Origin of the sequence: Massilia sp., from assembly GCF_046293535.1 — a bacterium.
GTDB lineage: Bacteria > Pseudomonadota > Gammaproteobacteria > Burkholderiales > Burkholderiaceae_D > Telluria.
In genome coordinates, this window is the sequence record NZ_JBKBOV010000010.1 from 53,780 (window position 1) to 77,602 (window position 23,823).

A 23,823-nucleotide genomic window follows, 5' to 3' on the forward strand; every position below is an offset into this window, starting at 1 on the left:
GTGGAGGACAGCCCCCTGCCGTCGCGCCGGCGCCGCCTGGGGCTGCGCAAGGAGCTGCTGCTGGCGCTTGCGCCGACGGCGACCGTGCTGCTGGTGCTGGCCCTGGTCGAAGCCGTGAGCAGTCAGCGCCTGCTGTTTGCGTCGCTGGCATCGAGCGCCTTCCTGATCTACCTCGACCCCGGCCACAGCGTCAACCAGGCGCGCACGCTGGTGCTGGCGCAGATGGGAGCTGCCCTGATCGGCATGCTGGCCTACCTCGTCCTCGGCCCGGGCTACCTTTCTGCGGGCGCGGCAATGATCGCGGCGATCGTCCTGATGATCGTGCTCGATGTCGTGCACCCGCCAGCCGTGGCGACCGCGCTCAGCTTCGGCTTGCGGGCCGGTGACGCCAGCAACCTGGCTTTGTTCGGCCTGGCGCTCGGGATCACCGTGGTCCTGCTCGGGCTGCAGCGGCTGACGCAGTACCTCGTGCTGCGCTCGCTGCGTGGCCGCGGCGGCAAGGACGGCTAGGCGCGGCCCGAACGCAGCTCGCCGTAGGCCGAGCGGTCGCCGGCCTTGTCGGTCGCGATCACCGACAGGCTGCCGTCGGTTTCGAGCACCGCCAGGTCGATGGCCGCCAGCGAACCGTGTCCATGCTGGCGCACCGCGGACCGCACTTCGTCCTCGGTGATCCGCACCTGCTTGAGGGCTTCGTGCAGCAGTTTCCCTTCGCGCAGGACCACCGTCGGCGCGGTCTTGACCGCCTTGCTGACGAAGCGCGAGCGCACCGAGGTCCAGGTGATGACCAGTTGCAGCAGCACCAGCAGGGCCAGCGCCGTCAATCCTTCCAGCAGGCTCACGTCCTTGCTGATCAGGATGCTGGACAGGGTGGAACCGAAAGCCACCGTGACAACCAGGTCGAAGGAATTCATCTTCGAGAGCGTGCGGTTGCCGCTGATGCGTAACAGGAATACCAATCCCGCATAGGCCAGCACGCCCACCAGGATGACCCGGGCGATGTCGCTCCAGCTGTCGAAAAACATGTGCTTCTCCTCCTCCGGGTGTGATCGGGACAGGTCGATGGTAACGCCTACGCGGCGCCGGCGTCGTCCGCCTGCGGCCGAATGCCGAGCTCGCGCGCAGGGCGCGGCACGGCGCCCTGTCCCGCCGGCCAGCCTTCGCGCTGGCGGCGCCGGTCGCCGTCGGTTTCCTCGGTCTGGTCATGGAACAGGACCTGCTGGGTTGGGTAGGGCAGGTCGATGCCCTGCGCCGTCAAGGCCGCCTTGATACTCTCGAGTACATGATCCTGGATGGCCAGCGCATCGGCCCGGTAGGGCGGCTTGATCCACCAGCGCACCCTGATCTTGACGCCGGCATCGGCGTACTCGACCAGCAAGGCGTCCGGGGGCGGTTCGGCCTCGACGTCGGGAAGCCCGGCTAGCGCTTCGAGCATGAGCCGCTTGGCGACGGCGACATCGTCACCGTTGCCGATGACCACGTCGTACTGAAGGCGGCGGCTCGGATAGGCGGTGTTGACGATGAAGGAGCCTTTGTACAGCTCGGCATTGGGAATGACCACCAGGCGCCCGTCATAGGTGCGCATCTTGGTGGCACGGGTTTCGATTTCCTCGACCGTGCCTTCGAAGCCACCGAACACGATCTGGTCGCCGATGCGGAAGGGCTCGGTAATCAGGATCAGGATGCCGGCCAGGAAGTTCTCGAAGATGTCCTTGAAGGCGAAGCCGATCGCGATGCCGGTGATGCCCAGGGCGCTGATCAGGTTGCCGGGGGTGAAAGATGGAAAGGCAACCGTGACCGACAGCAGGATCCCGAGCAGGATCATCGCCCATTGCGCCATCCGGCCAAGCACGATCACCAGGTTTTCCTGGAACCTGCCGGTATTGATGCGCTGGACCAGCCGGCGCACCAGGCGCGCCAGGAACAGGAACAGCAGCAGGACCAGGATGCCGATCACCAGGTTGGGCAGCAGGCGCATCGCAGACGCGCCCAGCGATTCGAGGCGCTGGTAGGCGATCGTCAGTTCTGGCGACATGGCAAACCTCCACGGGTGCTGGGACTGTCCAGCACATGATCCGCACATCGGGGGCGGCGGGGCGCGAGTTTGCCCGAAGTCAAGCGTCCTCGGATGAAGCAAGGAGCTTCCTGAGGCATTCAACCTGTCGCCGAGCTCGACGCGCGCGGCGTCCGACTTCGCACTGCGCAGTGCAATCTCGCCGACCACCTCGGCCTGGTCGCGCAGCGCGGCTCGCTGCATGCTTCCTGCGCAGGCCTTGCCTGCCTTGCAGATCGTATCCATGATCCGCAATAGCACCGCCGAGTTGCCCTCGGCGCTCTCCGCGACCTGGTGGAAGGCCAGCCGCGTGAGCAGCGCGAAGTCGATGCCGATGGACAGCACGCGCAGCTTGCCCTGCTTGTCGTAGTGGTCGCGCGGCCGCAGATTGCGTTGCCCGCAGCACGCCAGGATCACGCCGATATGGTCGAGGCAGGTTTCCGCCGTGGTGCTGTCGTTGATTCCCGGCGACAAGGCTTTCAGGGCCATGTCGACCAGCTGGCGTACGCCGAAGGTGGGATCCTGGTCGAGGGTGCGGAAGGCGTCGATGCCATAGGCGCCGTTCAGCGCGGCAATCATGTCCTCGTCCGGCGCGCGGCGCATGGCCACCGACATCAGGGTCTCGTCCATCGCGACGAACTCGCCCGGCTTGTATTCCATGCGCACGATGGCGTCATGTTCGCATGCCCATGCCAGCAGCCACATCTCGTCGACGGTCTGGATGGTGCCCCACTGCCGGGCGGGCACGGGATGCCAGGCCGAGGCATCGAGGTGGGCGGCGGGGGGCAGCTTGCCTTCGGCGGCCTTCTCGGGGAAGTATTTGTCGACCATGTCCAGGGTTTCGCGGGTGATGGCCTGGGCCATTTCAGCGGCCTGGATGTTCGACGAAATGTGGTGGATGAAGAAGATGAAAGCGCCGCTCCCGAGCATCGACAGCACGATCGAACCCAGCACGGCGCAGGCCGGGACGAAGGATTCCGACTCGGCGCCGATCGCCCGGAGCACCAGCAGGCAATACAGGAAAATGCCCATGAAGATGCCGAGCACCACCTGGGTCCCGCGGTCGCGCATGAAGTTGCGCATCACACGCGAGGTGTACTGGGCCGACGCCAGGGTCAGGGCGACCATGGTGATCGAGAACGTGACGCCGGCGACGGTGGCCATCGACCCGGCGATGGTGGAAAGCAGGCTGCGCGCCTCTTCGGCCTTCACCGTGAACAGCTCCGGCCAGCGCTGCCGGAGAGCGTCGCCGGCATGGCGGTCGAATTCCACCAGGCCGAGCGCCAGCAGCATCAGGCCCAGGATGACGAAGGTGGGAACGAACCACAGGCTCGAATGGACCTGGACCCACAACTGCTGGAAGCGGCTGTTTGCTGCGGAGGTTTGCATGGAGGATCGATCGATGCCGGACAGGGAGACTTGGCTCTACTGTAGTCCAGGAACATCGGGCGGAATGTACGCTGGAGCACGCAGGCGCCGGCAGGCCATCTCGCGCGGCACCACAAACGACAACGGCCGGAACGTTCCGGCCGCTGCGGTCACCTGCCGGGCTTCAGGCCGCCGGCTGCGCCGGCTTCAGCGGCTGTTCCATGTGGACCTTGCGGTTGCGGCTGGCCAGGTACCAGACGATCGCCACCGGCACCAGCAGCGGCAGCAGCAGCGGCGACAGCGCCAGCGCCACGGCCACCGCGGCAACGCCGAGCGCACCGACGACGATCACCCCCACGCCGGCGAACACCACCGCCAGCACCGCGCCGACCACCAGCATGACCACGCCGGCGATCACCAGGCCGCCGCCCGCGAAGATCACCGCCAGCAGGGCGCCCAGCGGGCCGTCGACCGGGTCGCCGTCGATATTGAAGCGCATGAAGTCAGCGGCATCGAAGGCGATGTCCAGCAGCAGGACGGCAAACACGAACAGGATGGCGATCTTGGCAAAGTTTTTCATGGTAGTCCTTTTCATTGGGCTGGTTGTCGGGTGCGCGTATCGATGCGGCATGGTTGAACTGTAAAGCCCTGTGCCAGGTGCGGCCATGGATTTGCGACAGGCTGCAAGATTGACGCGCCGGGACGCGTGCAGACGCGATAAGTGGGGTAAAGCGATGCAACCGCGCGGCAACGAACGTGGTCGATTTGGCCTTGCAATGAACGTATCGTTTCCTATACTGACAGCCTGTTCTGAAACAGGGGGATCCTATGCACGCTGTCATCCAGAAAATCGGGGACCGCCTGGCCGTTCTGCATCCCGCGTTGGCCAACAGCGGTCCCAAGGGCCCACCATCGGCGCCGCCCGCCATCCCGCCGATCATCATCAATCCGTTCAATCGGGAAATGCCTTCTCCCGCGGTCGATCCTCGTCCGACGCCGGTACGGCCGCCGATACGGCCGCCGCGCGGGCCGGACTGGCGCTGCCCGCGCTACGCCTTAAGCTAATCGGGCTTCTTCCTGGGGTCGGTTTCCTCTATGATCTCTGCTTTGAGGCATAGGAAACACGACCATGAACGAGCAACACGAACACGAGCACGAAGGCGACGAGAACGCCCTGGTGCAGGAAGCCCGCCTGTGGCAGGCCAACGGCTGGACCGCGCGCGTGATCAAGAACGAGGACGACGAAGGCTGGGCCGTCGCCATGTACAAGGACGGCGAGCCGGAACCGGCGCTGGTCGGTCCCTGGACCATGGGCCGCGACAAGAAGAACCCGAAGCCGCTCGACGTGAACGCCTTCAATACCCTGGTCAAGACCGCCTCGGAAGTGATCCGCCGCCACGAGCAGCACCTGCACGCCATCCTGCACAAGAACACCACGGTCTCCACCGAGAACGGCGAACTGAAGGTGACGCTGGACATCGTGCCGGACGACGACGACCCGTACGCCATCCTGGCCGCCACCGATGAAATGGGCGAGCAGGTGGCCAAGGTGCGGGTGCCGGCCAGTTTCAAGCTGACCCCGGCGTCGGCGTATGCGTGGATCGAGAACGATTTCCGCGCCCCGCGTGGATAAACGACACTTGTTCGAATAAGGCTTCGACTACGGAGCCTGAACTGCTAGTATTTCCCCTTGGAATTAATTACCTTGGGGAAGCAATGGAACGTCTCGCCCGGCTGGAAGCCGTCCAGTCGATGCTGCTCGAAATCGGGGAGCTGTCGACCAGTTGCAGCGACATCGTGGACTTCATCGGCGCGGTGCACCGCGCGCTCGGCCGCATCATGTATGCGGCTAATTTCTATGTTGCCTTGTCCGACCAGGCGGACGGCACCGTGCGCTTCGCCTATTTCGTCGATGAGGAAGACGAGGCGCCGGATCCCGACGAGCGCGTCCGCCTTGCGTCGCCCGAGCAGTCGCCTACTGCCTGGGTATTGCTGAACCGCCAGCGCCTGACGATCACCGCCGCGGACTTCAAGCAGCGTGCCAGCGAGGGTCTGCAGTGGGGGCAGGGCAGCGCCGCCGAGCACTGGATCGGCGCGCCCCTGCTCGACCGCCACCACCAGGCATTGGGCGCGATGGTGATCCAGAGCTATACCGCGGGCGTCACCTACAGCGAGGAAGACCAGGCGCTGTTCTCGCAGATCGCCAACCACGTGTCGAATGCGCTGCAGGGCCTGCAGAGCATGGACCGGCTGGAGCGCGCGGTGCAGGAGCGCACCGCGGCGCTGGCGGTCGAAGTGGCCGAGCGCCGCCGCGCGGAACAGGTGCAGCACGCGCTGTACCAGATCGCCAGCCTGTCGGCCCAGGCACTGGACACCGCCACGCTCACTTCAAGCCTGCACCGCATCATCGGCGAGCTGATGGTGGCGAAGAACTTCCTGATCGCGCTGCACCACCCGGATACGCAGGAAATCAGCATTCCCTATTTCGTGGACGAGAAGGACGGCGCCGCGCCGGTGACGCGCTTCCCGGTGGGGCAGGGCATGTGCTCGTATGTCCTGACGAGCAAGCAGGCCCAGCTCCACGACGCGACCAGTTTCCGCCACCTGGTCGCCAACGGCCTGGTCAGGGAGCCCTTCGGGAACCTCGACATCGCCAGCTGGATGGGGGCGCCGATGCTGGTGCACAACCAGCCCTACGGCGTGCTGGTGGTGCAGAGCTACGATCCGTCGGTGGTGTACACCAAGGCGGAACTGGACCTGCTGGCCTTCATGGCCAGCCACGTCGCGGTGGCGCTGGCGCGCATGCAGGCCGACCGCAAGATCCGCAAGACCAAGGAAACGCTGGAAGTGCAGAACGCGGCGCTGAACGAAGCGCTGCACAAGCTGCAGGTGGCCCAGGGCGAACTGGTGCGCCAGGAGAAGATGGCGTCGCTGGGCAGCCTGGTGGCCGGCGTGGCCCACGAGATCAACACGCCGCTGGGCATCTGCGTGACCGCCACCAGCCACCTGGTGCAGGAACTCAAGCTCACGCGCGAAGAACTGGCCGCGGGCGAGATGACCGAGGACAGCCTGAATTCCTTCCTCGACATCGTCGACCAGTCGCTGCGCATCATGACCACCAACACCCAGCGCGCCGCAAGCCTGGTGCGCAGCTTCAAGCAGGTGGCGGTGGACCAGGCGTCGGGCGACATCCGCAACTTCAAGCTCGACGCCTATGTGCGGGAAGTGCTGCTGTCGCTGCAGCCCAAGCTGAAAGGGCGGAAGGTGGCGGTGGAGGTGGACTGCCCGCCGGACCTGGTGCTGGACAGTTCGCCGGGCGCGCTGTCGCAGATCGTCACCAACATGGTCATGAACTCGCTGCTGCACGGCTTCGAGCGCGACCAGCGGGGCAATATCCGGATCCGTGCGGCGCTCGAGGGCGAGCAGGTGGTGTTCGAGTATGCCGACGACGGCGCCGGCATGGACCAGGAAGCCCTGGGCAAGCTGTTCGATCCCTTCTTCACCACCAAGCGCGGGCTAGGGGGCAGCGGGCTGGGGGCGCACATCCTGTACAACCTGGTGACCGGGGCGCTGGGCGGGACGGTGAAGGCGGAGAGTGCGCCGGGGGAGGGGCTGCGCTATCAGTTGCGTTTCCCGCGTTCGCTCAAGAAGTAGTAGGGAGGTCGGCTTCGCTGACTGCGCGTACAAACTTATGTCGCGGAGTGGCGAAGTATATTGCTGACCATGCACTGTTTGAACGCGCGGACGGCAGAGCCGTCCACCCTACAGTAAAGCCGGATCAGTCAGGCCACTGGGCGTTGATCTCCAGCGCCTTGTCCATGTTCTTGATGAGCAGATCCACGTAATACGGATCCAGGTGGTGCCCCGCCACCTCGCGCAGGTGCTCGGTGACCTTCTCGGCCGGCCAGGCGTCCTTGTAGCAGCGCTTGTGGGAGAGCGCGTCGAACACGTCGGCCACCGCCACGATGCGGGCGTACGGGTGGATGGCTTCGCCGCGCAGGCCCTGCGGATAACCGCTGCCGTCGAACTTCTCGTGGTGCTGGTGCGCGATCACGGCGGCGGCCTTCAGGATCGGGCGCTGCGAGCCGTCGAGGATCTGCAGGCCCACGGTCGGGTGCTGCTTCATGATTTCCCACTCGTCCTCGGTCAGCTTGCCGGGCTTGAGCAGCACCGCGTCGGGCGTGGCGATCTTGCCCACGTCGTGCATCGGCGCGGCGTGCATCAGGGTCGCGACTTCGTCTTCCGGCATGCCGGACGCCTGGGCCAGCAGGTGGCAGACCTGGGCCATGCGGCGCACGTGGTTGCCGGCTTCGTTCGAGCGCGACTCGACCACGTCGCCGAGGCGCAGGATCAGCTCCGCCTGCGTGTCGGTGATCTCCTGGTTCAGCAGGATGTTGTCGAAAGCGATCGCCACGCCCGAGCAGAACACCTCGAGCAGCTGGGCGTCGATCTCCGCGATCTCTTCCACGCCCTTGAGCACCAGCAGCGAGGCCTTGCCGGTGCGGTTCGGGAAGTAGCCGACGTAGGTGTCGCCGTGCAGGCGCGAAATGCGGTTGTGGCGCGCGTCGTCGAGCTGGGCCGCCAGCTCGTGGCCGATCTCGTGGCCTTCCATGTCGCCGATCTGGGCCAGCACCTCGTACTGGCTTTCGCCCGTGATCACGCTCGCGCCTTTCAGGCGCAGCAGCATGCTCTGATCCAGGCGCAGCAGCGCCACCACCTGCTGCAGCAGGCCGCTGGCGAAGTCCTTCAGGCTGCGTTGCTGGAAGATGTGGGTCGAGGCGGCGATCACGCGCTCCAGGCCCTCGCGGTAGGTCTGCTGGGCGCGGCGCGCGTCCTCGACCTTCATGATGTCGCGGTAGGCGCGCAGGGCGGCGAAGGTGGTGGTGAACAGCTTGGTGCGATCGAGCTCGGTCTTTTCCTTGTAATCGTTGATGTCGTAATCGACGATCACGCGCTCTTCCGGGGCCTGGCCCGGCTGGCCGGTGCGCAGCACGATGCGGGTGAACTGGTTGTCCAGGTCCTGGCGCATCCAGCGCGCCACTTCCAGACCGCTGTCCTCGCGCTCCATCACCACGTCCAGGAACACCAGCGCGACGTCCTTCTCGCGTGCCAGGACTTCCTTGGCCTCCTCGCCGCTGTAGGCATGCAGGAAATGCAGTGCGCGGCCGTCGAGGCGGAAGCGCGACAGGGTGAGCTTGGTGATGTCATGGATGTCTGGCTCGTCGTCGACCAGCAGGACTTTCCATGGAGCCAGCTTTGGCGCCGCGTTGGAGAGAAAGGACATAGGCTTACCGTTTCGGGTTGATCAATCACAACGTCCTGCGGCAAAAAAGCGTATAAGACATAGCCGCGAGTCAAATCGATTGTAGTACGGCTATCAATCCTTAACAACAGGCAACATTAAAAGTGTTGGTTAACGATGTCACATCCCCGCCGGGCATGCGAAACAGATAAGCGAGGGACAAGCGGGTCGGGGGACTGGCTTGTTCAAACGTAGCGCTTCTGGCAGCGCTCGCAGTAGAAGCTGCGGCGGTTGCTGCGGCCCAGGTTGGCTTTCAGGAAGGGAATTTGACAACGTGGACAGATGCGTTTTGCATGGGCCAGCCAATGCTGCTTGAGCACGTATTGGCGCTTCCATTCCAGGAAGTCGAAGGAGTATTGGCGCGCCTCGTCGACCAGCAGGCGCAGCTTGGGCGCGGGCAGGGCGCCCACGGTCGACAGCGGGTGCACCCGGATACGGAACAGCACTTCGTTCTTGATGATGTTGCCGACGCCGGAAAAGATGTCCTGGTCGAGCAGGGCGTCGCAGGCCAGCATGTCGGGCTGGGCGCGCAGCTTCTTGCGCGCTTTCTTCGCGTCCCAGGCGTCCGACATGACGTCGGCGCTGAAATCGTAGGCCGCATAGGTGGCGCGGTCGATCTCGCGGACCTGGCAGGCATAGAGGTTGAGCTCGTTGCCATTGGCGGTCTCGACGGACAGGCGCGGGGTTTTCTCCTCGCGCCGCTCGTTGATGCGGTAGGTGCCGAACAGCAAGAAGTGGACGCGCACGACCATCGCCGGAGTCTCGATCAGGAGGTGCTTGCCCCAGGTGTGGATCGCCTCGATGCGTTGGCCCACCAGGCGCGCAGGGTCGATGGCGCGGACGTTGCCGTCGGCGCGGACGATCTCCTGGCCGGTGAAATCCCTGACCAGTTCCTTCAAGATATAGAGCGACGGTCCTTCTGGCACGGTGCGACCTCCTTCCCGCCATTGTCGGCCGAGCCCGCAATATGCCCTGTGCGTAATCTAACTCTCGATGGCAAAACTTCGGCAAAAGAGCGGTGGCAAGCGGGCTCAAAGGGCGTATATTTATTGATGGGTAAAAATATTGAACAGTTCTAGGGAGGAGAGGGAAATGAAAGCAATGGTTGGCAAAGCGGCTCTCGCGGCCGTACTCGCACTGGGTGCCGGCGCCGCCTCGGCGGAAGTGACCGTCAACTACGTCAACATGGAGCAGTTCGCGGACCTCCCGAGCGGCGACTGGGAGCGCCAGGATATCCTCAAGAAGCTGGCAGACTACATCAAGAAGCTGGGCGAGGACCTGCCGGCGGGCACCGACATGACGGTCAATATCTACAACGTCGACCTGGCCGGCCGTGAATATCCGGGCCAGCGCGCCAGCGGCGACATGCGCGTCCTCGAGGGCAAGTCCGACTGGCCGCTGATCGAACTGCAGTACGCCCTGAGCGCGAACGGCCAGGTGTTCGACAGCGGCACCGCCCACATCTCCGACGTGAACTATATGCAACGTATGATGAAACGCTCCCAGGAGACGGACAACCTGCGTTACGAGAAGCGCATGCTGCAGGACTGGTTCAAGAAGAACATCCTGACCAAGAAGCCCGGCTGAAGCGGCCTGCCGGACGAAACAGGAGCACGGCGCCGGGCGGCGCCGTTTTCATTTGTCGGTGTTCCAGCCGCCTTGCCTAACAATTCGATACAAAACGCCGACAAGTGGACACTGGAAAGACGGCGCAAAGGGCGTATATTCGGAACATGAAGCAGTCCGGAACAATGAAAGGGAAAGCAATGAAAACGGTGATTGGCAAAGCGGCCCTCGCGGCCCTGCTCGCGCTGGGTGCCGGCGCCGCCTCGGCGGGCGTGACCGTCAATTATGTGGAGTCCGACAAGTTCTCCGACTTGCCGTTCGCGCCGTGGGAACGCAAGGAAGTGCTGGAGAGCCTGGCGGATTATTTTGCCGAACTGGGCAAGTCGCTGCCGGCCGGGCAGGAGCTGACGGTGGACGTGATCGACATCGACCTCGCCGGCCGCGAATACCCGAACACCCGCGGCGGAAACGACCTGCGCGTGCTCAAGGGCATGGCGGACTGGCCGGTCATGGAGCTGCGCTACACCCTGAGCGCCAACGGCCAGGTCGTCCAGAGCGGCAACGCCAAGCTGTCGGACATGAACTACCTGCAGCGCGGCAGCCGCTTCAACGACAGCGAACCCCTGCGCTTCGAGAAGCGCATGATCCAGGAGTGGTTCGACAAGACCATCCTGCACAAGAAATCCTGATCGTGTCGCTGGCTGGTCAATGACAACCGGCGCCCGAGGGCGCCGGTGTGTTTTCCGGGTGGCGGCAAGGCGGCGATCAGCCCTTCTTCTCGACCTTGACCCGCGCCGCCGCTTCCCTGGCCAGCGCCGCCACGTCCTTGACCGTGTAATCCGAAGGCACGGTGAACAGGGCCGCGGCCGGTTCCTCGCGCTTCAGGTTTTCCGCCCGGTAGACGAACTCGCCGCTGCGCGGGTCGCTGCGCTTCTGGTACACCACGGCCTGCAGTTCCGGCGAGGTCCAGGTTTCGGTGCTGACCACGATCGGGTTGCGGTTGCCGATCTCGCCGGCGGGAATCTCGTAGCTGCGCTGCACGCCGGTCGCTTTCACGCCGTTGAATTCGCGGGTGCCGAGGTCCTTGGTTTCCGCCTTGCTGGCCCATTCGCGGTCGCCGAGCGCGCCGGCGAGCAGCGGCGCCACGCGCGCCGCCGCCTGCGGTCCCGCCACCTGGGCGATACGAATCTGCACGTCCTTGTGCTCGCCGGCGGCGCCGGCGCGCTCCACCTGCTTGATGATGAAGCGCTCGCCTTCCGGCAGCTTGCCCTCGCGGCGCAGCTCCTCGATCCTGGTGCGCGCCTGTTCGGCGGCGAGGCGGGCCTGGGCGCCGGCCACGCGCGCTTCGGCCGCCGCGGCGCGCGCTTCGGCGGCGGCGGCGCGAGCCTGTTCGCGCACGGCGGCCGCCGCGGCGTTCGGCGCCGCGACCTTGATCGCGGTCTTGTCGCGCGGCCGCAGCACGTAGCGCACGCCTTCCACCGGATCGTGGATCGTCACGGTGCGCACTTCGCCGTCTTCGCCGCGCACCTCGGTGCGGGTGCGGCCGGCGCTGTCGCGGTAGCTCATCGTGCTGGTCTTGCGCACGATCTGGTTGCCGTCGCCCAGGGTCTGGGTCCGTTCCGTCACCATCTCGGCGCTGTAGGGCGCATTCTTGACCATGCGGGCACGGGACATGTGCACCATCGTAGCGCCTCCCGTGGCGTCGACGAAGTTCATGCCGTCGAGGTGGCCGGCATGCGGCTCGCCGCCGCTGCGGGTGACGATGCGGCGCTCGACGACCTGTTCTTCGTCCAGGCCCATGTCGTAGGCCAGGGCCGGGGCAAAGGCGCAGGCCAGCAGTGCTGCAAGCAGAATTTTCTTGTTCATGTCGTTTCCTCTTGTGGGTGAGTATCGTCCTAGTTGGTGGAACTGAGCCGCACGGCCAGCGGATGGCCGTCGGCGGCAACCAGCATCTCGGCACGCACGGTGTCGGCCGCGTTCTCCGGGCTAACCGGCACGCCGAGCGGCGCCAGCGCGGTGCGCGGCACCTCGGTCTCGATCAAGCGCGCATCGGGTTCGGCTTCGATCCGCTCGAGCGAATCGAGGGCGACGAAGGCGCCGCCGCCGTCGAAGCCGAGCAGGGGCGGGCTGCTCACGCGCACGGCCTGGTGCGGCGATTGCGCCAGCAGCAGCACGACCGCCGTCAGCGAGCACAGGGCGCCGGCGGTGCCCCACTGGGGCAGGCTCAGGGCCTGGTACCAGCGGCGGCGCGGCTTGAACTGGCGCGCGAAGGCCTGCAGCAGTTCCTTTTCCACGCAGCGCGGGGTGTCGATGCCGGCCAGTTCGCCGCGCAGCGCGGCGAAGCAGGGGGCGAGGTCGTCTTGCTTGTCCTTGGTATCCATCATTGACTCCATCAATTCGCGAGGCATGCGCTTGGCGCGTGCGCCCGCAGGCGCTTGGCCAGGGCCGCCCGGCCGCGCGACAAGCGCGAGCGCACGGTGCCGATATCCACCTGGCAGACCGCGGCGACCTCCTGGTACGACAGTTCATGCAGTTCAAACAGGATGACGACGTCGCGGTAGTGCGGCGGCAGCAGGCCGAGCGCGCGCCGCACTTCTTCGGCGGCCTCGTTGCCCAGCAGGCGGGCGAGCGGCTCGGCGCCTTCGCAGGCGTGGTCGAGCTCCAGCTCGCCGTCCTCGTCGGGTTCCGGCAGCGCCACCTGCCTGTGGCGCGCTTCCTCCAGCTTCAGGATCAGATTGCGCGCCACGCCGAACAGGAAATGCTGCAGCTGGCCGCGCAGGGGATCGAAGCCGAAACGCTGCGTAAGCAGGCCCATGAAGGCTTCCTGCACCACGTCGGCCGCGCTGTCCGCCGACCCGCAGCGCATCAGCGCGTAGCGGTACAGCGGCCCCTGGTGACGCCGGTACAGCGCCGTGAAGGCGTCGGCGCGGCCCGCATGCGTCAGGCGCAGCAGTTCGTGGTCGGCGGTGTCGGGGGTGAGCGTGGTCATGGTCGTCATCTCTTACCTGTATTCCGCCGAGGCAGCAGAAAAGTTCCAACTATTTTGGAAGATGACGACGACCCGGGAGGGCGGGTTCGGGAAAGGAGATGGGCCGGCGGCTGCGCCGGCCCGACAAGCTGGGCCCGATTGCCGGGCCTGGCCGTCTTCAGTCGATCCAGTTCACCCGGTCGAACTTGCCGCGGAACTCCTCCGGCATCATGACGACCTGGCTGCTCTTGTAGTTGAAGAAGACGAAGCCCTGCTTGGCCATGGCGATCAGCTTGCGGTCGCGCGGGCGCGTGATGCGGAAGATGATGTCGCCGCCATACTTGTTGAAGTCCATGACCCCCACCTCGAACAGCAGCTGGTCGCGCGCATGCGCCTCGGCGCGGTAGGTCGTGGCCAGGTCGGTGACGATGATGCCGGTGCCGTCGCGCTCGGTTTCGGCGACGCCGAACTCGAACAGGAAGCGCGCCCGGGCCTCGGAGATCATCGAGATCATCGAATCGTTGCCGAGGTGGTTGCCCGCGTTGATGTCGGTAACGCGTACCGACATCGGGGTGGAATAGTAGAACTGGTCTTCGGGGAAGGTAAGTTGTAAGCGTGCCATCTCTCTATTTTAAGCGCACGAATCGCTCATGGGTTGGCGGAAGGTCCTATTCTATAGACGATGCCGCGCGACGTCATGAGGTACAGCTCGCCCTGGCCATCCTGCCCGAAGGAGACCACGTTGCCGATGTCGCCCACGTTCCAGTCGCGCTGCTCGCTGACACTGCCGCCGCCCGCGAGGAAACTCTTCAGGAAGCCGCGGCAGTAATCGGAATAGAAGTAGCGTCCCTGCAGCCCGGGAATGGCGCTGCCGCGATAGACGAAGCCGCCCGTGATCGAGCAGCCGTTGGCGTTGTTGCTGCCGTGCTCGTATTCGAAGACCGGCATGGTCAGGCCGCTGCGATCGCAGGTGGCGGCGTTGTAGCACAGCGAGCCTTCCATCGTGTTCCAGCCATAGTTCAGGCCGGCCGTGCCGGCGGCGCTGATGTTGAGCTCTTCGCGCCGGTCCTGGCCGACGTCGCTCAGGTAGAGCTGGCTGCCGTCGAATGCGAAGCGCCACGGATTGCGCAGCCCCGACGCCCAGATCTCGGCGCGCCGCCCCGCCTGGTTGGCGTAGGGGTTGCCGGCCGGGATCGCGTAGGGCTGGACGGCGGTGGCATTGCGCACGTCGATCCGCAGCAGCTTGCCCAGCAGGGAGTTCAGGTTCTGGCCGTTGCGGTTCGGGTCGCCCGCACCGCCGCCGTCGCCGGTGGCCAGGTACAGGTTGCCGTCCGGGCCGAACGCGACCTGGCCGCCGAAATGGTTGGTGAAGCCGGGGTGCGGGATGCGCAGGATCACCAGGCTTGACGTCGGATCGGCCAGGTCGGGATTGGTGCCGAGGCTGAAGCGCTCGATGACGATGTTCTGCTGCGGGTCGGTGTAGTACAGGTAGAAATGGCGATTGGCCGCAAACTGCGGGTCGAAGGCCATCGACAGCAGGCCGCCTTCGCCGCCGGTGAAGACGCGGGCGCTGATGTCGAGGAAGGGCGTGGTGAGCGTGTTGCCCCTGTCGACGATGCGGATGCGTCCCGCGCGCTCGACGATGAACAGGCGTGCGTCTCCGGGCGGGGCGGTGAGGTAGGTCGGGTTGTCGAAGTTGGCCGCCACCCGGCTCAGCGCGATGCTGACCGGCGCGTTGGCGTAGGCCACCGTGACGCTGGCGGTGGCGCCCGCGGTGACCACCGCGCTCTGCGAGGCGGGCGAGGGCGTGTAGGTGACCCCGCCGGCGGTGACGGGCGCCGCGGCCAGGTTGTAGCTGCCGGGCGCGAGATTCGACAGGGTTTGCGAGCCAGTCAGGTCTTGCTGGTAATTGGCGGGGCCGTTGACGCGTACCGACGCATTCACGCCGGCGGGCAACCCGCTGGTGGTGATCGCCAGCGAGCCGGTGGTGGCGGTCGGCGGCGTTGGCAAGGGGCCGGTGGTGCCGGGGTTGCCGCCGCCTCCGCCGCAGGCGCTCATGCAGAAGGAAATAAGGATCAGCAGATATGTCCACGCACGCATGACAGCCTCCTGGATGGTCGCGAATGCTCCGGCAAGGCTATTCTGCAGCGAAGCGGCTGGCTTTGCCACGGATTTTCGCCAGCCGTGCGCGCCACCCGGAGCACTGCTAGCGCGTCAGGCGGTACATCAACAGTGCGGCGCGGATCGCCGAGCGCTCCAGCGAAGTGAGGTCGACGTGCTCGTCGGGCGAGTGGGCCGCGCCGCCGCTGGCGCCCAGGCCATCGAGGCTGTCGACGATGGGCGCCACGAACTGGATGTCGCCGGCGCCGCGCATGGTCGCCGGCACCGCGCCGACCGCGCCCAGGCCGGCATCCAGGCTGGCCTGCGAATACAGGTCGAGCAGCTTCAGGTTGCCCGGCGTGACCGCCATCGGCGGATAGGAATCGCGGAAAGCGATCGTGGCGCTGGCGCCCGGCAGGCTTTGCGCGACGATCTCGCGCATGCGCGCGTGGGCGCGGTCGCGCTGGGCGTAGTCGAGGTAGCGCAGGTCGCCGCGCACGGTGACCGTGTTGGCGACCACGTTGGTCTTGCCGCTCGCCGTGCCTTGTGCATTGGCCTCGTCGAGCGTGACCTCGGTGCCGCCCAGGATCACGCCCGGATTGAAGCTCAGACCCGGCTCGACCACCTGCCTGCGGAAACCGTCGAGGATGCGCGCGGCCTCGTACACGGCGCCGTAGCCGGCGGGGCCGAACACGCCCTGCGAATGGCCTTGCCGGCCCTTGACGTCGAGGTCGAAGAAGGCGGTGGCGCGGCGCCCGACGGTCGCCATCGGCTGGCCGTCCGGGCCGCTGACCGCCCCTTCGAAGCCGAGCGCCACGTCGCTCAGTTTCGCCAGTTCGATCATGTCGCGGCGCGAGACGGCGCGCGGATGGCCGGCTTCTTCCTCGTCGCCGGTGAACACCACGGTGATGGTGGTGTCCTCGAGCGCCCCGGCGCGGTGCAGGGCGCGCAGGGCGGCGATCGCGACCACGTTCCCGCCCTTCATGTCGGCCACGCCCTGGCCGCGCGCCGTGGTCTCGCTCTCGCGTTCCCACAGCGGGACGGGCGCGCCGGGTTCGTACACGGTGTCGAGGTGGCCGAGCAGCAGCAGGCGTTTGCCCTGCTTGCCGCTGCGGTTGGCGACCAGGTGGCCGGCGCGCCCCATCGCGCGCGGCATGTCGATCCAGACGGTCTTGAAGCCCAGCGCCTCGAGCTCCTTGCGATAGACCGCGCCGACGGCGCGCACGCCGTCCAGGTTGAAGGTGCCGCTGTTGATGCGGGCGCTGCGCTCGAGCAACTGAATCGCCTCGGGCTGCCAGGCCTTGACCTCCTCGAGGATGCGCTGTTCGGTGGCCGACAGGCCCTGGGCGGACGTGGCGAGCGGGAGTGTCAATACGAGCGAGAGGGCAAGCTGGCGCAGCATGTCGGCATTCTGTTGATGTGGATACGCAACTCTACTATGCCGGCGCGGCGCCGTGCCACTTCCTTCACATGTTGGGCAGCCACATGCCGAGCGCCGCGACCGCGCTGCCGATTCCCGTCACGAGCGTCGCCGCCGCCAGCACGCACGCCACGCCAAGCTGCGCCGCCGCGCCGCGTGCCTGGCACACAAGATACAGTTCAAGGATCGCAAGCGGAACGGCCACTTGTGCAAAGCTGAGGAAACTCAGGAAGGGGCCGGTGAAGGTCCGGGGATCGAACCCGACCGGACCCCCATGCAGGGCGAGCCAGAACATCAGGCCGATGCGGAAGAACCACACGCCGCTTACCGCCAGGAACAGGCGTAATGCCCAGCGCCGGTGCGCCTCGATCTTGCCGCTGCGTATGCGCTGCAGCGCCATCGCCGCACACACGAGGATCAGCCCGCCGTTCAGGGTGGTGCCGATGTGCTGGACGATGTCGCCCACGGCGCCGCGCCACCAGACCATGTAGATGCCGGTCACGCCGGCCCCGACCGCCGCACCGAGGTACAGGCGTCCGTTCCAGCGGTGCAGGGAGGGGAAGCCGGCGCGCAGGCGAGGCAGCAGTTGCAGCGCACCGCTGAGCATGATGAAGGCGGCGCCCAGCAGGTGGATGCCGGTGGCGATGTTGCCGCTGCTTGCGCCCTCGAGATGGCCGTGCGTCATCACCTTGTTCCATGCGCCGAAGTCGCCCCGCACGGCTGCGCCGCCGTAGAGGGACACGATATAGGCCGCGAACATGAGTTGTCCCGCCACCGTCACCCCGAACCAGCATCTGGCCGCATGCGCCAGCAGCGCGCCAGCGCGTTTGCGCGTGCATGCCGGTTCCCACGGCGTGGCCGTCGCCTTCCCTGTCGTCATTCCTGTCTCCTGTGCTTGATCGAGCATCCAGTTGGCCAGTTGCCCTGCGCCGGCACAAGGCATCGGCCAGGACAAGGCGATGGACGGCGGTTTCGAGGGCTTGAACTACGGTTGAGTAGCAGGTATCGTGCAGCGATGCCCCGGACGACCTCACAGCAACACCCGCTCAGCGTATTCCTGCCGACCCGGCGGCATGTGCTCGTGGTGACCGCGTTCACGCTGTTGCTGTCGGTGCCGCTGCAGCGGATCAGCGGTTCGCCGTATCTCGAGGTATTCGGCCGCATCGGCTTCATCGGCGCCGTCCTGCTGGTGGTGTATTCGGCGGCTGGCGGGTTGCGGCCACGCTGGATGGGGCCGCGCCTGGCGCGCCTGGCCGCGGTCGTGCTGGCGGCGCCGCTCGCCGCGCTCGCCACCATCCTGGTCGCGGAACGCGGCAATGTGCTGGACCACCTGCAGCAGCCGCAAGCCCAGACGGCCTACATTGCCATGGTGATCCTGGCGGTGTTCTTCGGCGTGCCGTTCTCGCTGGTGGCGATGCGTGGAGAACGCCGGCAGCGCGAGCGCGCAGACCGGCTGCAGGTCGAACTCGAAAAGAACAGGCTCGAGCGCGAACTGCTCGATATGCGCCTGCGCATGCTGCATGCCCAGATCGAGCCCCACTTCCTGTTCAATACCCTGGCCAACATCGAAGCCCTGGTCGCGTCCGGCTCCGCCAATGCGGGGCCGGTACTGCGGCACCTCATCGCCTACCTGCGCGCCGCGATGCCGCGCCTGAACGACGCCGATGCCACCCTGGAGAACGAGCTCCAGCTGGTAGCTTCCTACCTTGAACTGATGCGGCTGCGCATGCCGGATCGCCTGCGCTTCACCGTGTCGGCCTTGCCCGGGGCGGCCACCCTGCGTTTCCCCTCGATGACGCTGCTCACCCTGGTCGAGAACGCGGTCCGCCACGGAATCGATCCCAGCGTCGATGGCGGCGAGATCGAGGTGGGCGGCCGTACCGACCCGGACACCGGCGCCACGGTGCTGTGGGTCAGCGACACCGGCGTCGGCATGTCGGAAACGGCGGCGCCGGGTACCGGCCTGTCGAACCTGCGCGGACGGCTGCATGCCTTCTACGGCCCCTCGGCGCGCGTCGACCTGCACGAACTCGTGCCGCACGGCGTCCGGGTCGAATGCCATTTTCACGCAAAGGACACTCCATGAGACAGGTAAAGGCCCTCATTGCCGACGACGAGCCGCTGCTGCGCGAGCGCCTGCGGGCGCACCTGGCGGTGCTGTGGCCCGACCTGGCGCTGACGGACGACGCCCGCAATGGCGCGGAAGCGCTCGAGCTGCATGGCTTGCACCGCCCGGATATCGTTTTCCTGGACATCCACATGCCCGGCCTGGGCGGTATCGACACGGCGCGCGCGCTGGCCCGGCGGGCCCACCTCGTGTTCGTCACCGCGTACGAGCAATACGCGGTCCAGGCCTTCGAGCAGGGTGCGATCGACTACCTCGTCAAGCCGATCGACGGCGCCCGGCTCGCCGATACGGTGGAGCGCCTCAAGCGCCAGATCGCAGCGCCGGCTCAAGGCAATGCCGCCATGGAAAGCATGCTCGACCAGCTGGCTGCCCGGCTGGGCCCACGCGCCGCGCCGTCCCGGCAGCTCCAGTGGATCAAGGCGTCGGTCGGCAACAGCTTGCGGCTGATTCCTGTCGACCAGGTGCATTACCTGCGGGCCGAGGAAAAGTACACGCGCGTCGTCTGGGACGAAGGAGAAGCGCTGATCCGGAAAACGATCCGCGAACTGACCGAGCAACTGGACCCGGAACGCTTCGTCCAGACCCATCGTTCCGTCATCGTCAATCTCGCTTGTGTGCGCGAAGTCGTCAGGGGAATCAACGAGACGGCCGACCTGCACCTGCGACGCGGCGACGAGGTATTGCCGGTCAGCCGCAGCTATCTCCACCACTTCCGCCAGATGTAGGCACGGCCCTTCGCGTTGGCATCGGTTTGCGCGAACTCATCCAGCTTGCATATCTTGCCAAAGTTTCTTGACAAGAATTTTTGGTGATCCTAAAGTGATATCACTTTGATGTTGCTTTGCCAGGAGGAGTCGAGCATGCACGCAGCACCTACGCGCCACGAAAAGGCGTTCTCATCCGTAAATGGTTACCTGGCGGCCGCTGCCGGGGTCGTCCTGCTCCTGGCTGCCGTCTTCCTGTTTGGAACAGGGGAGTTCCCCTCCATCCTGCTGAGCTTCGTGATAGGCCTGGTCTCGGCTGTCTGCCTGGGCGGCCTGTTCATGCTCCAGCCGAACGAAAGCGCCATCCTGACCCTGTTCGGCAAGTACATCGGCACCGACCGCAGCGAAGGCCTGCGCTGGGCCTTTCCGCTCTATAAGAAGCGGCGCCTGTCGCTGCGCGCCCGCAATTTCAACGCCCCGACGCTGAAGGTCAACGACAAGCGCGGCAACCCGGTCGAAATCAGCGCGGCGGTCGTCTGGCGCGTGCGCGACACCGCCCAGGCCGTGTTCGAGGTCGACGACTTCGAGCGCTACGTCTCGATCCAGGCGGAAGCCGCGCTGCGCCACCTGGCCTCGCAATATGCCTACGACGAAGGCGAGGACCTGCCGGAAGGCGAGACCACGTTGCGCGCCGGCATGGACGTGGTGGCCGATACCCTCAAGCACGAACTGCAGGCGCGTTTCGAAGCGGCGGGTGTCGAGGTGCTCGATGCAAAGCTCACCCATTTGGCCTATGCTGCCGAGATTGCGCAGGTCATGCTGCGTCGCCAGCAGGCCGAGGCGATCATCAGCGCCCGCGCCAAGATCGTGCATGGCGCCGTCAGCATGGTGGAAGCGGCGCTGCGGGGATTGTCCGAGCGGGGCATCGTCGAGCTCGACGACGAACGCAAGGCGGCCATGGTCAGCAACCTGCTCGTGGTGCTGTGTTCGGACAAGGAAACCCAGCCGATCGTCAACACGGGCACACTCTATAACTAGCACCCGAAGAGCATGGCAAGTCCTGGCAAAAAAGCGTTTCCTCTACGGATAGACCCGGCCTTGTGGGAGGAGTTGCAGCGCCTCGCCGCCCGCGATCTGCGCAGCGTGAACGCGCAGATCGAATTCCTGCTGAGGGAAGGCCTGGCCAGGCGCGGCATCAAGCACGTCGAGCCGGGGGGCAAGGGCGAGAACGCGGAGCAGGAGTAGGATGCTCAGCCCGGTGGGCGCGTGCGGGTCTTGGCGACGATGCCGTCCGGCTTGATGAGGACGACGAATTCGCTGAATCGTCCATTCCCCGCCGGCGACTGGTAGACCCAGGCTTCGTAGCCGCTGTCGAATACCACGCTTTTCGTCGGGCCGAATGCGGCCAGCAGTTGCGCCCTGGTGGTCGTGCCCGGGACGACGCCCTGCTGCAGGCGCTCGGCCGGCACCTGCGTGCCGGGCGGCGCCGGCGTGGTGGCGCAACCGGCCAGCAGCAGCGCCGCGAACAGCGCCCGCTTCATGGCGCATCCTCCATGTACTCGAACTCCACCAGCGTATCGTCCGGCCAGGACTTGTCCCAGATCGGCGCATAGAAGGTGCGGTCGAGCATGACCTGGCAGTCGCAGTACTGCAAGTCGGCCTTGCTCAGCTCGCCGCCCGCATACAGCATGTTAAACGGCAGGGTCTCGACCCGCTCATTGGCCCCAATCGCGGCGCGCAGGCGCACCGAAAACACCGGCCGCTCGGCGAAGAACAGGTAGTTGCCGTTCGGGCTGTTGCACACCTGCTCGGGCGTGGTCAGGGCGTTGGAAATCCAGCCGAACAGCGGAGAGCTGTTGGAGACCAGCCCGGCCTCCACCCCCACCAGGCATTCCAGCCGCATGTCGCCCAGGCGGCGGGTGCCGGCGGGCAGGCCGGGCGTGATGATCTGCGCGCGCCAGGTCATGCTGGTGGTCTTGCGGTTGGCGAGCACGGCCGCGTCTTCGCGCAAGGCCGTCTCGTTACGCGGCAGGACGAAGCTGTTGTCGGGCGCCACGTCGACCGGCACACTGAGCGTGTCGCCCGCGATGCGCAGGGTAATGCCCGTCATGTCGACGGTCGGCAGGCGCGGCAGCAGCTGGAAACGCAGCGGCGCCGCGGGCGCCAGGGCACGCTCGCGTTCGAAGCGTTCCATGCCCTTGATCATTTTTCTGTAGGATTTGTCGACCGGGTCGCGGGTGGATTGCACCTTGACGGTCGCGGACTGCCCGGCGGCTTGTGCGTGGGTAGCCTGGTGCCCGGCCAGGACGGCCAGGCCGAGGACGACGCGGACCAGGAGCCGCGTCATGGCGTCACCAGTAACGGACGCGGCCGGTGTCCATGTGGACGAACTGCGAGCTGGCGTAGTAGCCGACGCCGCCGCCCTTGAGGGACATGGCCGCCTTGTGCAGCATCTTCAGGTCCTTGCCCGGCAGGCGGATGTCGATCGCCTTGGCATCCATGTGCAGGCTGCGCCTGGCGACGCCGCCGCTGGCGGCGTGCAGTTTGGCGTTCGACTCCGGCGAGCGGTAGCCGGAAATGATATGCAGTTCGCGGTTGTTGTCCAGCTTGTCGTTCAGCTGGGTGAGCAGCAGCAGGAGCTCCGGGTCCATCTGCGCGACCTTGTTGTTGCGATGGTCGCGCAGCACCTTGTTGATGTCCTTCATCGCATCGGGGATGAACTCGCCCTCGGCCCAGAAGACGGACTTCAGCTTTTCGCCGGTATGCGTGTTATACAGGCGCAGGACACGTTCGCCGGAAGCGGTTTGTGCTGTTTTGGCAAGTGCCGGGATGCTGAGGGTGGGTGCTGCGAGGAAGAGGGAGGACTTCAGGAATGCGCGGCGTTGCATCATCGTGGGAGATCCTTATGGTGAGTTTCTCTCAAACGTGAATTCTACGCGCCTTTTTTGTTAAACGTGCAGAGAAAATGCAGGAAAATGCGGTAAAAAGTCGATTTTGTTAATGCTTTGACCAATCCCGGGAGATATTTTCATGACGAGTTACCAAGGAATTGCCGTGTCCGTTGCCACCCTGATCACGCTGGCGTGCTCGAACGCGGTGGCGCAGGAAGTCGAACCGGTGGCCGAACCGCCCGCCGCCAAGGGCTGGAAGCTTGAAACCGTGGTGGACGGCCTGCCGCAGCCCTGGGGCATGAGCTGGCTGGCCGACGGCCGCATGCTGGTCACCGGCAAGAAGGGCACGCTGCACCTGGTGGACGGCAAGCGCATCCAGAACATCCCGGTCGAAGGCCTGCCCGCGCTGTTCACCGAAGGGCAGGGCGGCTTGCTCGACATCGCCGTCCATCCGCTTGATAAAGGTCCGAACCCGCGCATCTACATGACCATGGCCAGCGGCACCGGGGACGCCAACCACACGGTGCTGGTGCAGGGCGTCTTCGACGGCAAGCGTGTGCACGGCATCAAGACGCTCTTCAAGGCTTCGCCGACCAAGAGCGGCGGCCAGCACTTCGGCTCGCGCATCGTGTTCCTGAAGGACGGCACGATCCTGATGAGCATCGGCGACGGCGGCAATCCGCCTGCGCGCGTGGGCAACATGCTGGCGCGCGACCAGGCCCAGAACGTGGGTAGCCACAATGGTTCGATCCTGCGCCTGAGCGCCGAGGGCCAGGCGGCGCCGGGCAACCCGCTGGCGGCGCAGAAGGGCGCCCTGCCGGAACTGTGGAGCATCGGCCACCGTAACATCCAGGGCATGACGGTCGACCCGCAGGGCCGCGTGTGGGCCAGCGAGCACGGGCCGCGCGGCGGCGACGAGATCAACCTGATCGAAGGCGGCAAGAACTACGGCTGGCCGCTGCAAAGCTATGGCCAGGACTACAAGACCCGTGAACCGATCGGCAAGCGCGTGGTCGCGGGCATGGTGGATCCGCTGGTCGTATGGACGCCCTCCACCGGGGCCTCGGGCCTCACCTGGTACACCGGCCAGGCCTTCCCGGCCTGGCGCGGCAGCCTGTTCTCGGGCGGCCTGGCCACCGAGGACATCCGGCGCGTGGCCTTCGATGCCCAGGGCAAGGTGGTCAAGCAGGAGCGCCTGGACATCGGCAAGCGCGTGCGCGACGTGCGCCAGGGGCCGGACGGGCACCTGTATGCGATCACCGACGAGGCCAAGGGCAGCCTGCTGCGGATCGTGCCGCAGTAAACATCCCACAGCCCAATGCACCG

At 66.0% G+C, this 23,823-nt stretch carries 26 protein-coding genes; 11 read left to right on the forward strand and 15 right to left on the reverse strand.

Going from position 1 to position 23,823, the window contains the following annotated elements:
- A complete protein-coding gene (locus tag ACK4S9_RS07995) occupies nt 1–510 on the forward strand; it encodes an HPP family protein (RefSeq protein ID WP_409723878.1) in 510 nt (169 codons plus the stop codon).
- Here the strand turns inward: ACK4S9_RS07995 and ACK4S9_RS08000 are convergent.
- From ACK4S9_RS08000 to ACK4S9_RS08010, 3 genes are all read right to left on the reverse strand, one after another.
- On the reverse strand, nt 507–1,022 hold the full coding sequence (locus ACK4S9_RS08000) for a DUF421 domain-containing protein (RefSeq protein WP_409723881.1): 516 nt from the start codon (nt 1,020–1,022) through the stop codon (nt 507–509). The genes ACK4S9_RS07995 and ACK4S9_RS08000 overlap by 4 nt on opposite strands.
- Before the next feature lie 47 nt (nt 1,023–1,069).
- Complete coding sequence (locus tag ACK4S9_RS08005; RefSeq protein WP_409723884.1) at nt 1,070–3,439, reverse strand: DUF2254 family protein; 2,370 nt, start codon at nt 3,437–3,439, stop codon at nt 1,070–1,072.
- Between the two features lie 163 nt (nt 3,440–3,602).
- Entirely contained in the window at nt 3,603–3,998 is a 396-nt protein-coding gene (locus tag ACK4S9_RS08010; RefSeq protein WP_409723887.1) for a hypothetical protein, read from the reverse strand.
- 248 nt (nt 3,999–4,246) lie between these two features.
- On the opposite strand from ACK4S9_RS08010, the gene ACK4S9_RS08015 reads away from it, so the two are divergent.
- The 3 genes from ACK4S9_RS08015 to ACK4S9_RS08025 all read left to right on the forward strand — a co-directional run bounded on the left by ACK4S9_RS08015 (nt 4,247) and on the right by ACK4S9_RS08025 (nt 7,072).
- Nucleotides 4,247–4,483 (forward strand): hypothetical protein, encoded by a 237-nt coding sequence (locus ACK4S9_RS08015; protein WP_409723890.1) that lies wholly within the window; start codon nt 4,247–4,249, stop codon nt 4,481–4,483.
- A gap of 64 nt (nt 4,484–4,547) precedes the next feature.
- On the forward strand, nt 4,548–5,051 hold the full coding sequence (locus ACK4S9_RS08020) for a hypothetical protein (RefSeq protein ID WP_409723893.1): 504 nt from the start codon (nt 4,548–4,550) through the stop codon (nt 5,049–5,051).
- Nucleotides 5,052–5,134: 83 nt separating this feature from the next.
- Nucleotides 5,135–7,072, forward strand: coding sequence for a GAF domain-containing protein (locus ACK4S9_RS08025; RefSeq protein WP_409723895.1), 1,938 nt, complete (start codon nt 5,135–5,137; stop codon nt 7,070–7,072).
- Nucleotides 7,073–7,196: 124 nt separating this feature from the next.
- On the opposite strand, the gene ACK4S9_RS08030 is transcribed toward ACK4S9_RS08025, so the two are convergent.
- Nucleotides 7,197–8,702: an HD domain-containing phosphohydrolase gene (locus ACK4S9_RS08030; protein WP_409723897.1), complete on the reverse strand. Its 1,506-nt coding sequence runs from the start codon at nt 8,700–8,702 to the stop codon at nt 7,197–7,199.
- Between the two features lie 203 nt (nt 8,703–8,905).
- On the reverse strand, nt 8,906–9,646 hold the full coding sequence (locus tag ACK4S9_RS08035) for a DNA-formamidopyrimidine glycosylase family protein (RefSeq protein WP_409723900.1): 741 nt from the start codon (nt 9,644–9,646) through the stop codon (nt 8,906–8,908).
- A gap of 166 nt (nt 9,647–9,812) precedes the next feature.
- On the opposite strand from ACK4S9_RS08035, the gene ACK4S9_RS08040 reads away from it, so the two are divergent.
- Entirely contained in the window at nt 9,813–10,307 is a 495-nt protein-coding gene (locus ACK4S9_RS08040; protein ID WP_409723903.1) for a DUF3016 domain-containing protein, read from the forward strand.
- Between the two features lie 179 nt (nt 10,308–10,486).
- On the forward strand, nt 10,487–10,975 hold the full coding sequence (locus ACK4S9_RS08045) for a DUF3016 domain-containing protein (protein ID WP_409723906.1): 489 nt from the start codon (nt 10,487–10,489) through the stop codon (nt 10,973–10,975).
- A 76-nt stretch (nt 10,976–11,051) separates the two neighbouring features.
- On the opposite strand, the gene ACK4S9_RS08050 is transcribed toward ACK4S9_RS08045, so the two are convergent.
- From ACK4S9_RS08050 to ACK4S9_RS08080, 7 genes are all read right to left on the reverse strand, one after another.
- Complete coding sequence (locus tag ACK4S9_RS08050) at nt 11,052–12,152, reverse strand: hypothetical protein (RefSeq protein ID WP_409723909.1); 1,101 nt, start codon at nt 12,150–12,152, stop codon at nt 11,052–11,054.
- 29 nt (nt 12,153–12,181) lie between these two features.
- A complete protein-coding gene (locus tag ACK4S9_RS08055) occupies nt 12,182–12,670 on the reverse strand; it encodes a hypothetical protein (RefSeq protein ID WP_409723912.1) in 489 nt (162 codons plus the stop codon).
- An 8-nt stretch (nt 12,671–12,678) separates the two neighbouring features.
- Entirely contained in the window at nt 12,679–13,275 is a 597-nt protein-coding gene (locus ACK4S9_RS08060; protein ID WP_409723914.1) for an RNA polymerase sigma factor, read from the reverse strand.
- 157 nt (nt 13,276–13,432) lie between these two features.
- A complete protein-coding gene (locus tag ACK4S9_RS08065) occupies nt 13,433–13,876 on the reverse strand; it encodes a thioesterase family protein (protein ID WP_027865620.1) in 444 nt (147 codons plus the stop codon).
- 26 nt (nt 13,877–13,902) lie between these two features.
- A complete protein-coding gene (locus tag ACK4S9_RS08070; protein ID WP_409723918.1) occupies nt 13,903–15,354 on the reverse strand; it encodes a PQQ-dependent sugar dehydrogenase in 1,452 nt (483 codons plus the stop codon).
- Nucleotides 15,355–15,460: 106 nt separating this feature from the next.
- A complete protein-coding gene (locus ACK4S9_RS08075) occupies nt 15,461–16,756 on the reverse strand; it encodes a M20/M25/M40 family metallo-hydrolase (protein WP_409723921.1) in 1,296 nt (431 codons plus the stop codon).
- 64 nt (nt 16,757–16,820) lie between these two features.
- Nucleotides 16,821–17,654 (reverse strand): DUF2306 domain-containing protein, encoded by an 834-nt coding sequence (locus ACK4S9_RS08080; protein ID WP_409723924.1) that lies wholly within the window; start codon nt 17,652–17,654, stop codon nt 16,821–16,823.
- 201 nt (nt 17,655–17,855) lie between these two features.
- Between ACK4S9_RS08080 and ACK4S9_RS08085 the strand changes: the two genes are divergently transcribed.
- The 4 genes from ACK4S9_RS08085 (at nt 17,856) to ACK4S9_RS08100 (ending at nt 20,851) form a co-directional block, all read left to right on the forward strand.
- Nucleotides 17,856–18,860 carry a sensor histidine kinase gene (locus tag ACK4S9_RS08085; RefSeq protein ID WP_409723927.1) on the forward strand — a complete coding sequence of 335 codons (1,005 nt, stop codon included), beginning with the start codon at nt 17,856–17,858 and terminating at the stop codon, nt 18,858–18,860.
- Nucleotides 18,857–19,627, forward strand: a complete 771-nt coding sequence (locus tag ACK4S9_RS08090) for a LytR/AlgR family response regulator transcription factor (protein ID WP_409723930.1) — start codon at nt 18,857–18,859, stop codon at nt 19,625–19,627. Before ACK4S9_RS08085 ends, ACK4S9_RS08090 begins: the two co-directional genes overlap by 4 nt.
- Nucleotides 19,628–19,762: 135 nt before the next feature.
- Nucleotides 19,763–20,644 (forward strand): SPFH domain-containing protein, encoded by an 882-nt coding sequence (locus tag ACK4S9_RS08095; RefSeq protein WP_409723933.1) that lies wholly within the window; start codon nt 19,763–19,765, stop codon nt 20,642–20,644.
- Between the two features lie 60 nt (nt 20,645–20,704).
- On the forward strand, nt 20,705–20,851 hold the full coding sequence (locus tag ACK4S9_RS08100) for a hypothetical protein (protein WP_409723936.1): 147 nt from the start codon (nt 20,705–20,707) through the stop codon (nt 20,849–20,851).
- 5 nt (nt 20,852–20,856) lie between these two features.
- Here the strand turns inward: ACK4S9_RS08100 and ACK4S9_RS08105 are convergent, their stop codons facing one another.
- From ACK4S9_RS08105 to ACK4S9_RS08115, 3 genes are read right to left on the reverse strand one after another with little or no spacing between them, the layout of a single operon-like run.
- Nucleotides 20,857–21,147 (reverse strand): hypothetical protein, encoded by a 291-nt coding sequence (locus ACK4S9_RS08105; protein WP_409723939.1) that lies wholly within the window; start codon nt 21,145–21,147, stop codon nt 20,857–20,859.
- Nucleotides 21,144–21,953 (reverse strand): hypothetical protein, encoded by an 810-nt coding sequence (locus tag ACK4S9_RS08110; protein ID WP_409723942.1) that lies wholly within the window; start codon nt 21,951–21,953, stop codon nt 21,144–21,146. The genes ACK4S9_RS08105 and ACK4S9_RS08110 overlap by 4 nt, the downstream gene beginning before the upstream one ends.
- A 4-nt stretch (nt 21,954–21,957) precedes the next feature.
- Complete coding sequence (locus ACK4S9_RS08115; RefSeq protein WP_409723945.1) at nt 21,958–22,497, reverse strand: DUF882 domain-containing protein; 540 nt, start codon at nt 22,495–22,497, stop codon at nt 21,958–21,960.
- 139 nt (nt 22,498–22,636) lie between these two features.
- Here ACK4S9_RS08115 and ACK4S9_RS08120 point away from each other — a divergent pair, with 139 nt between their 5' ends.
- Nucleotides 22,637–23,800 carry a PQQ-dependent sugar dehydrogenase gene (locus ACK4S9_RS08120; protein ID WP_409723948.1) on the forward strand — a complete coding sequence of 388 codons (1,164 nt, stop codon included), beginning with the start codon at nt 22,637–22,639 and terminating at the stop codon, nt 23,798–23,800.
- Nucleotides 23,801–23,823 lie beyond the last annotated feature (23 nt).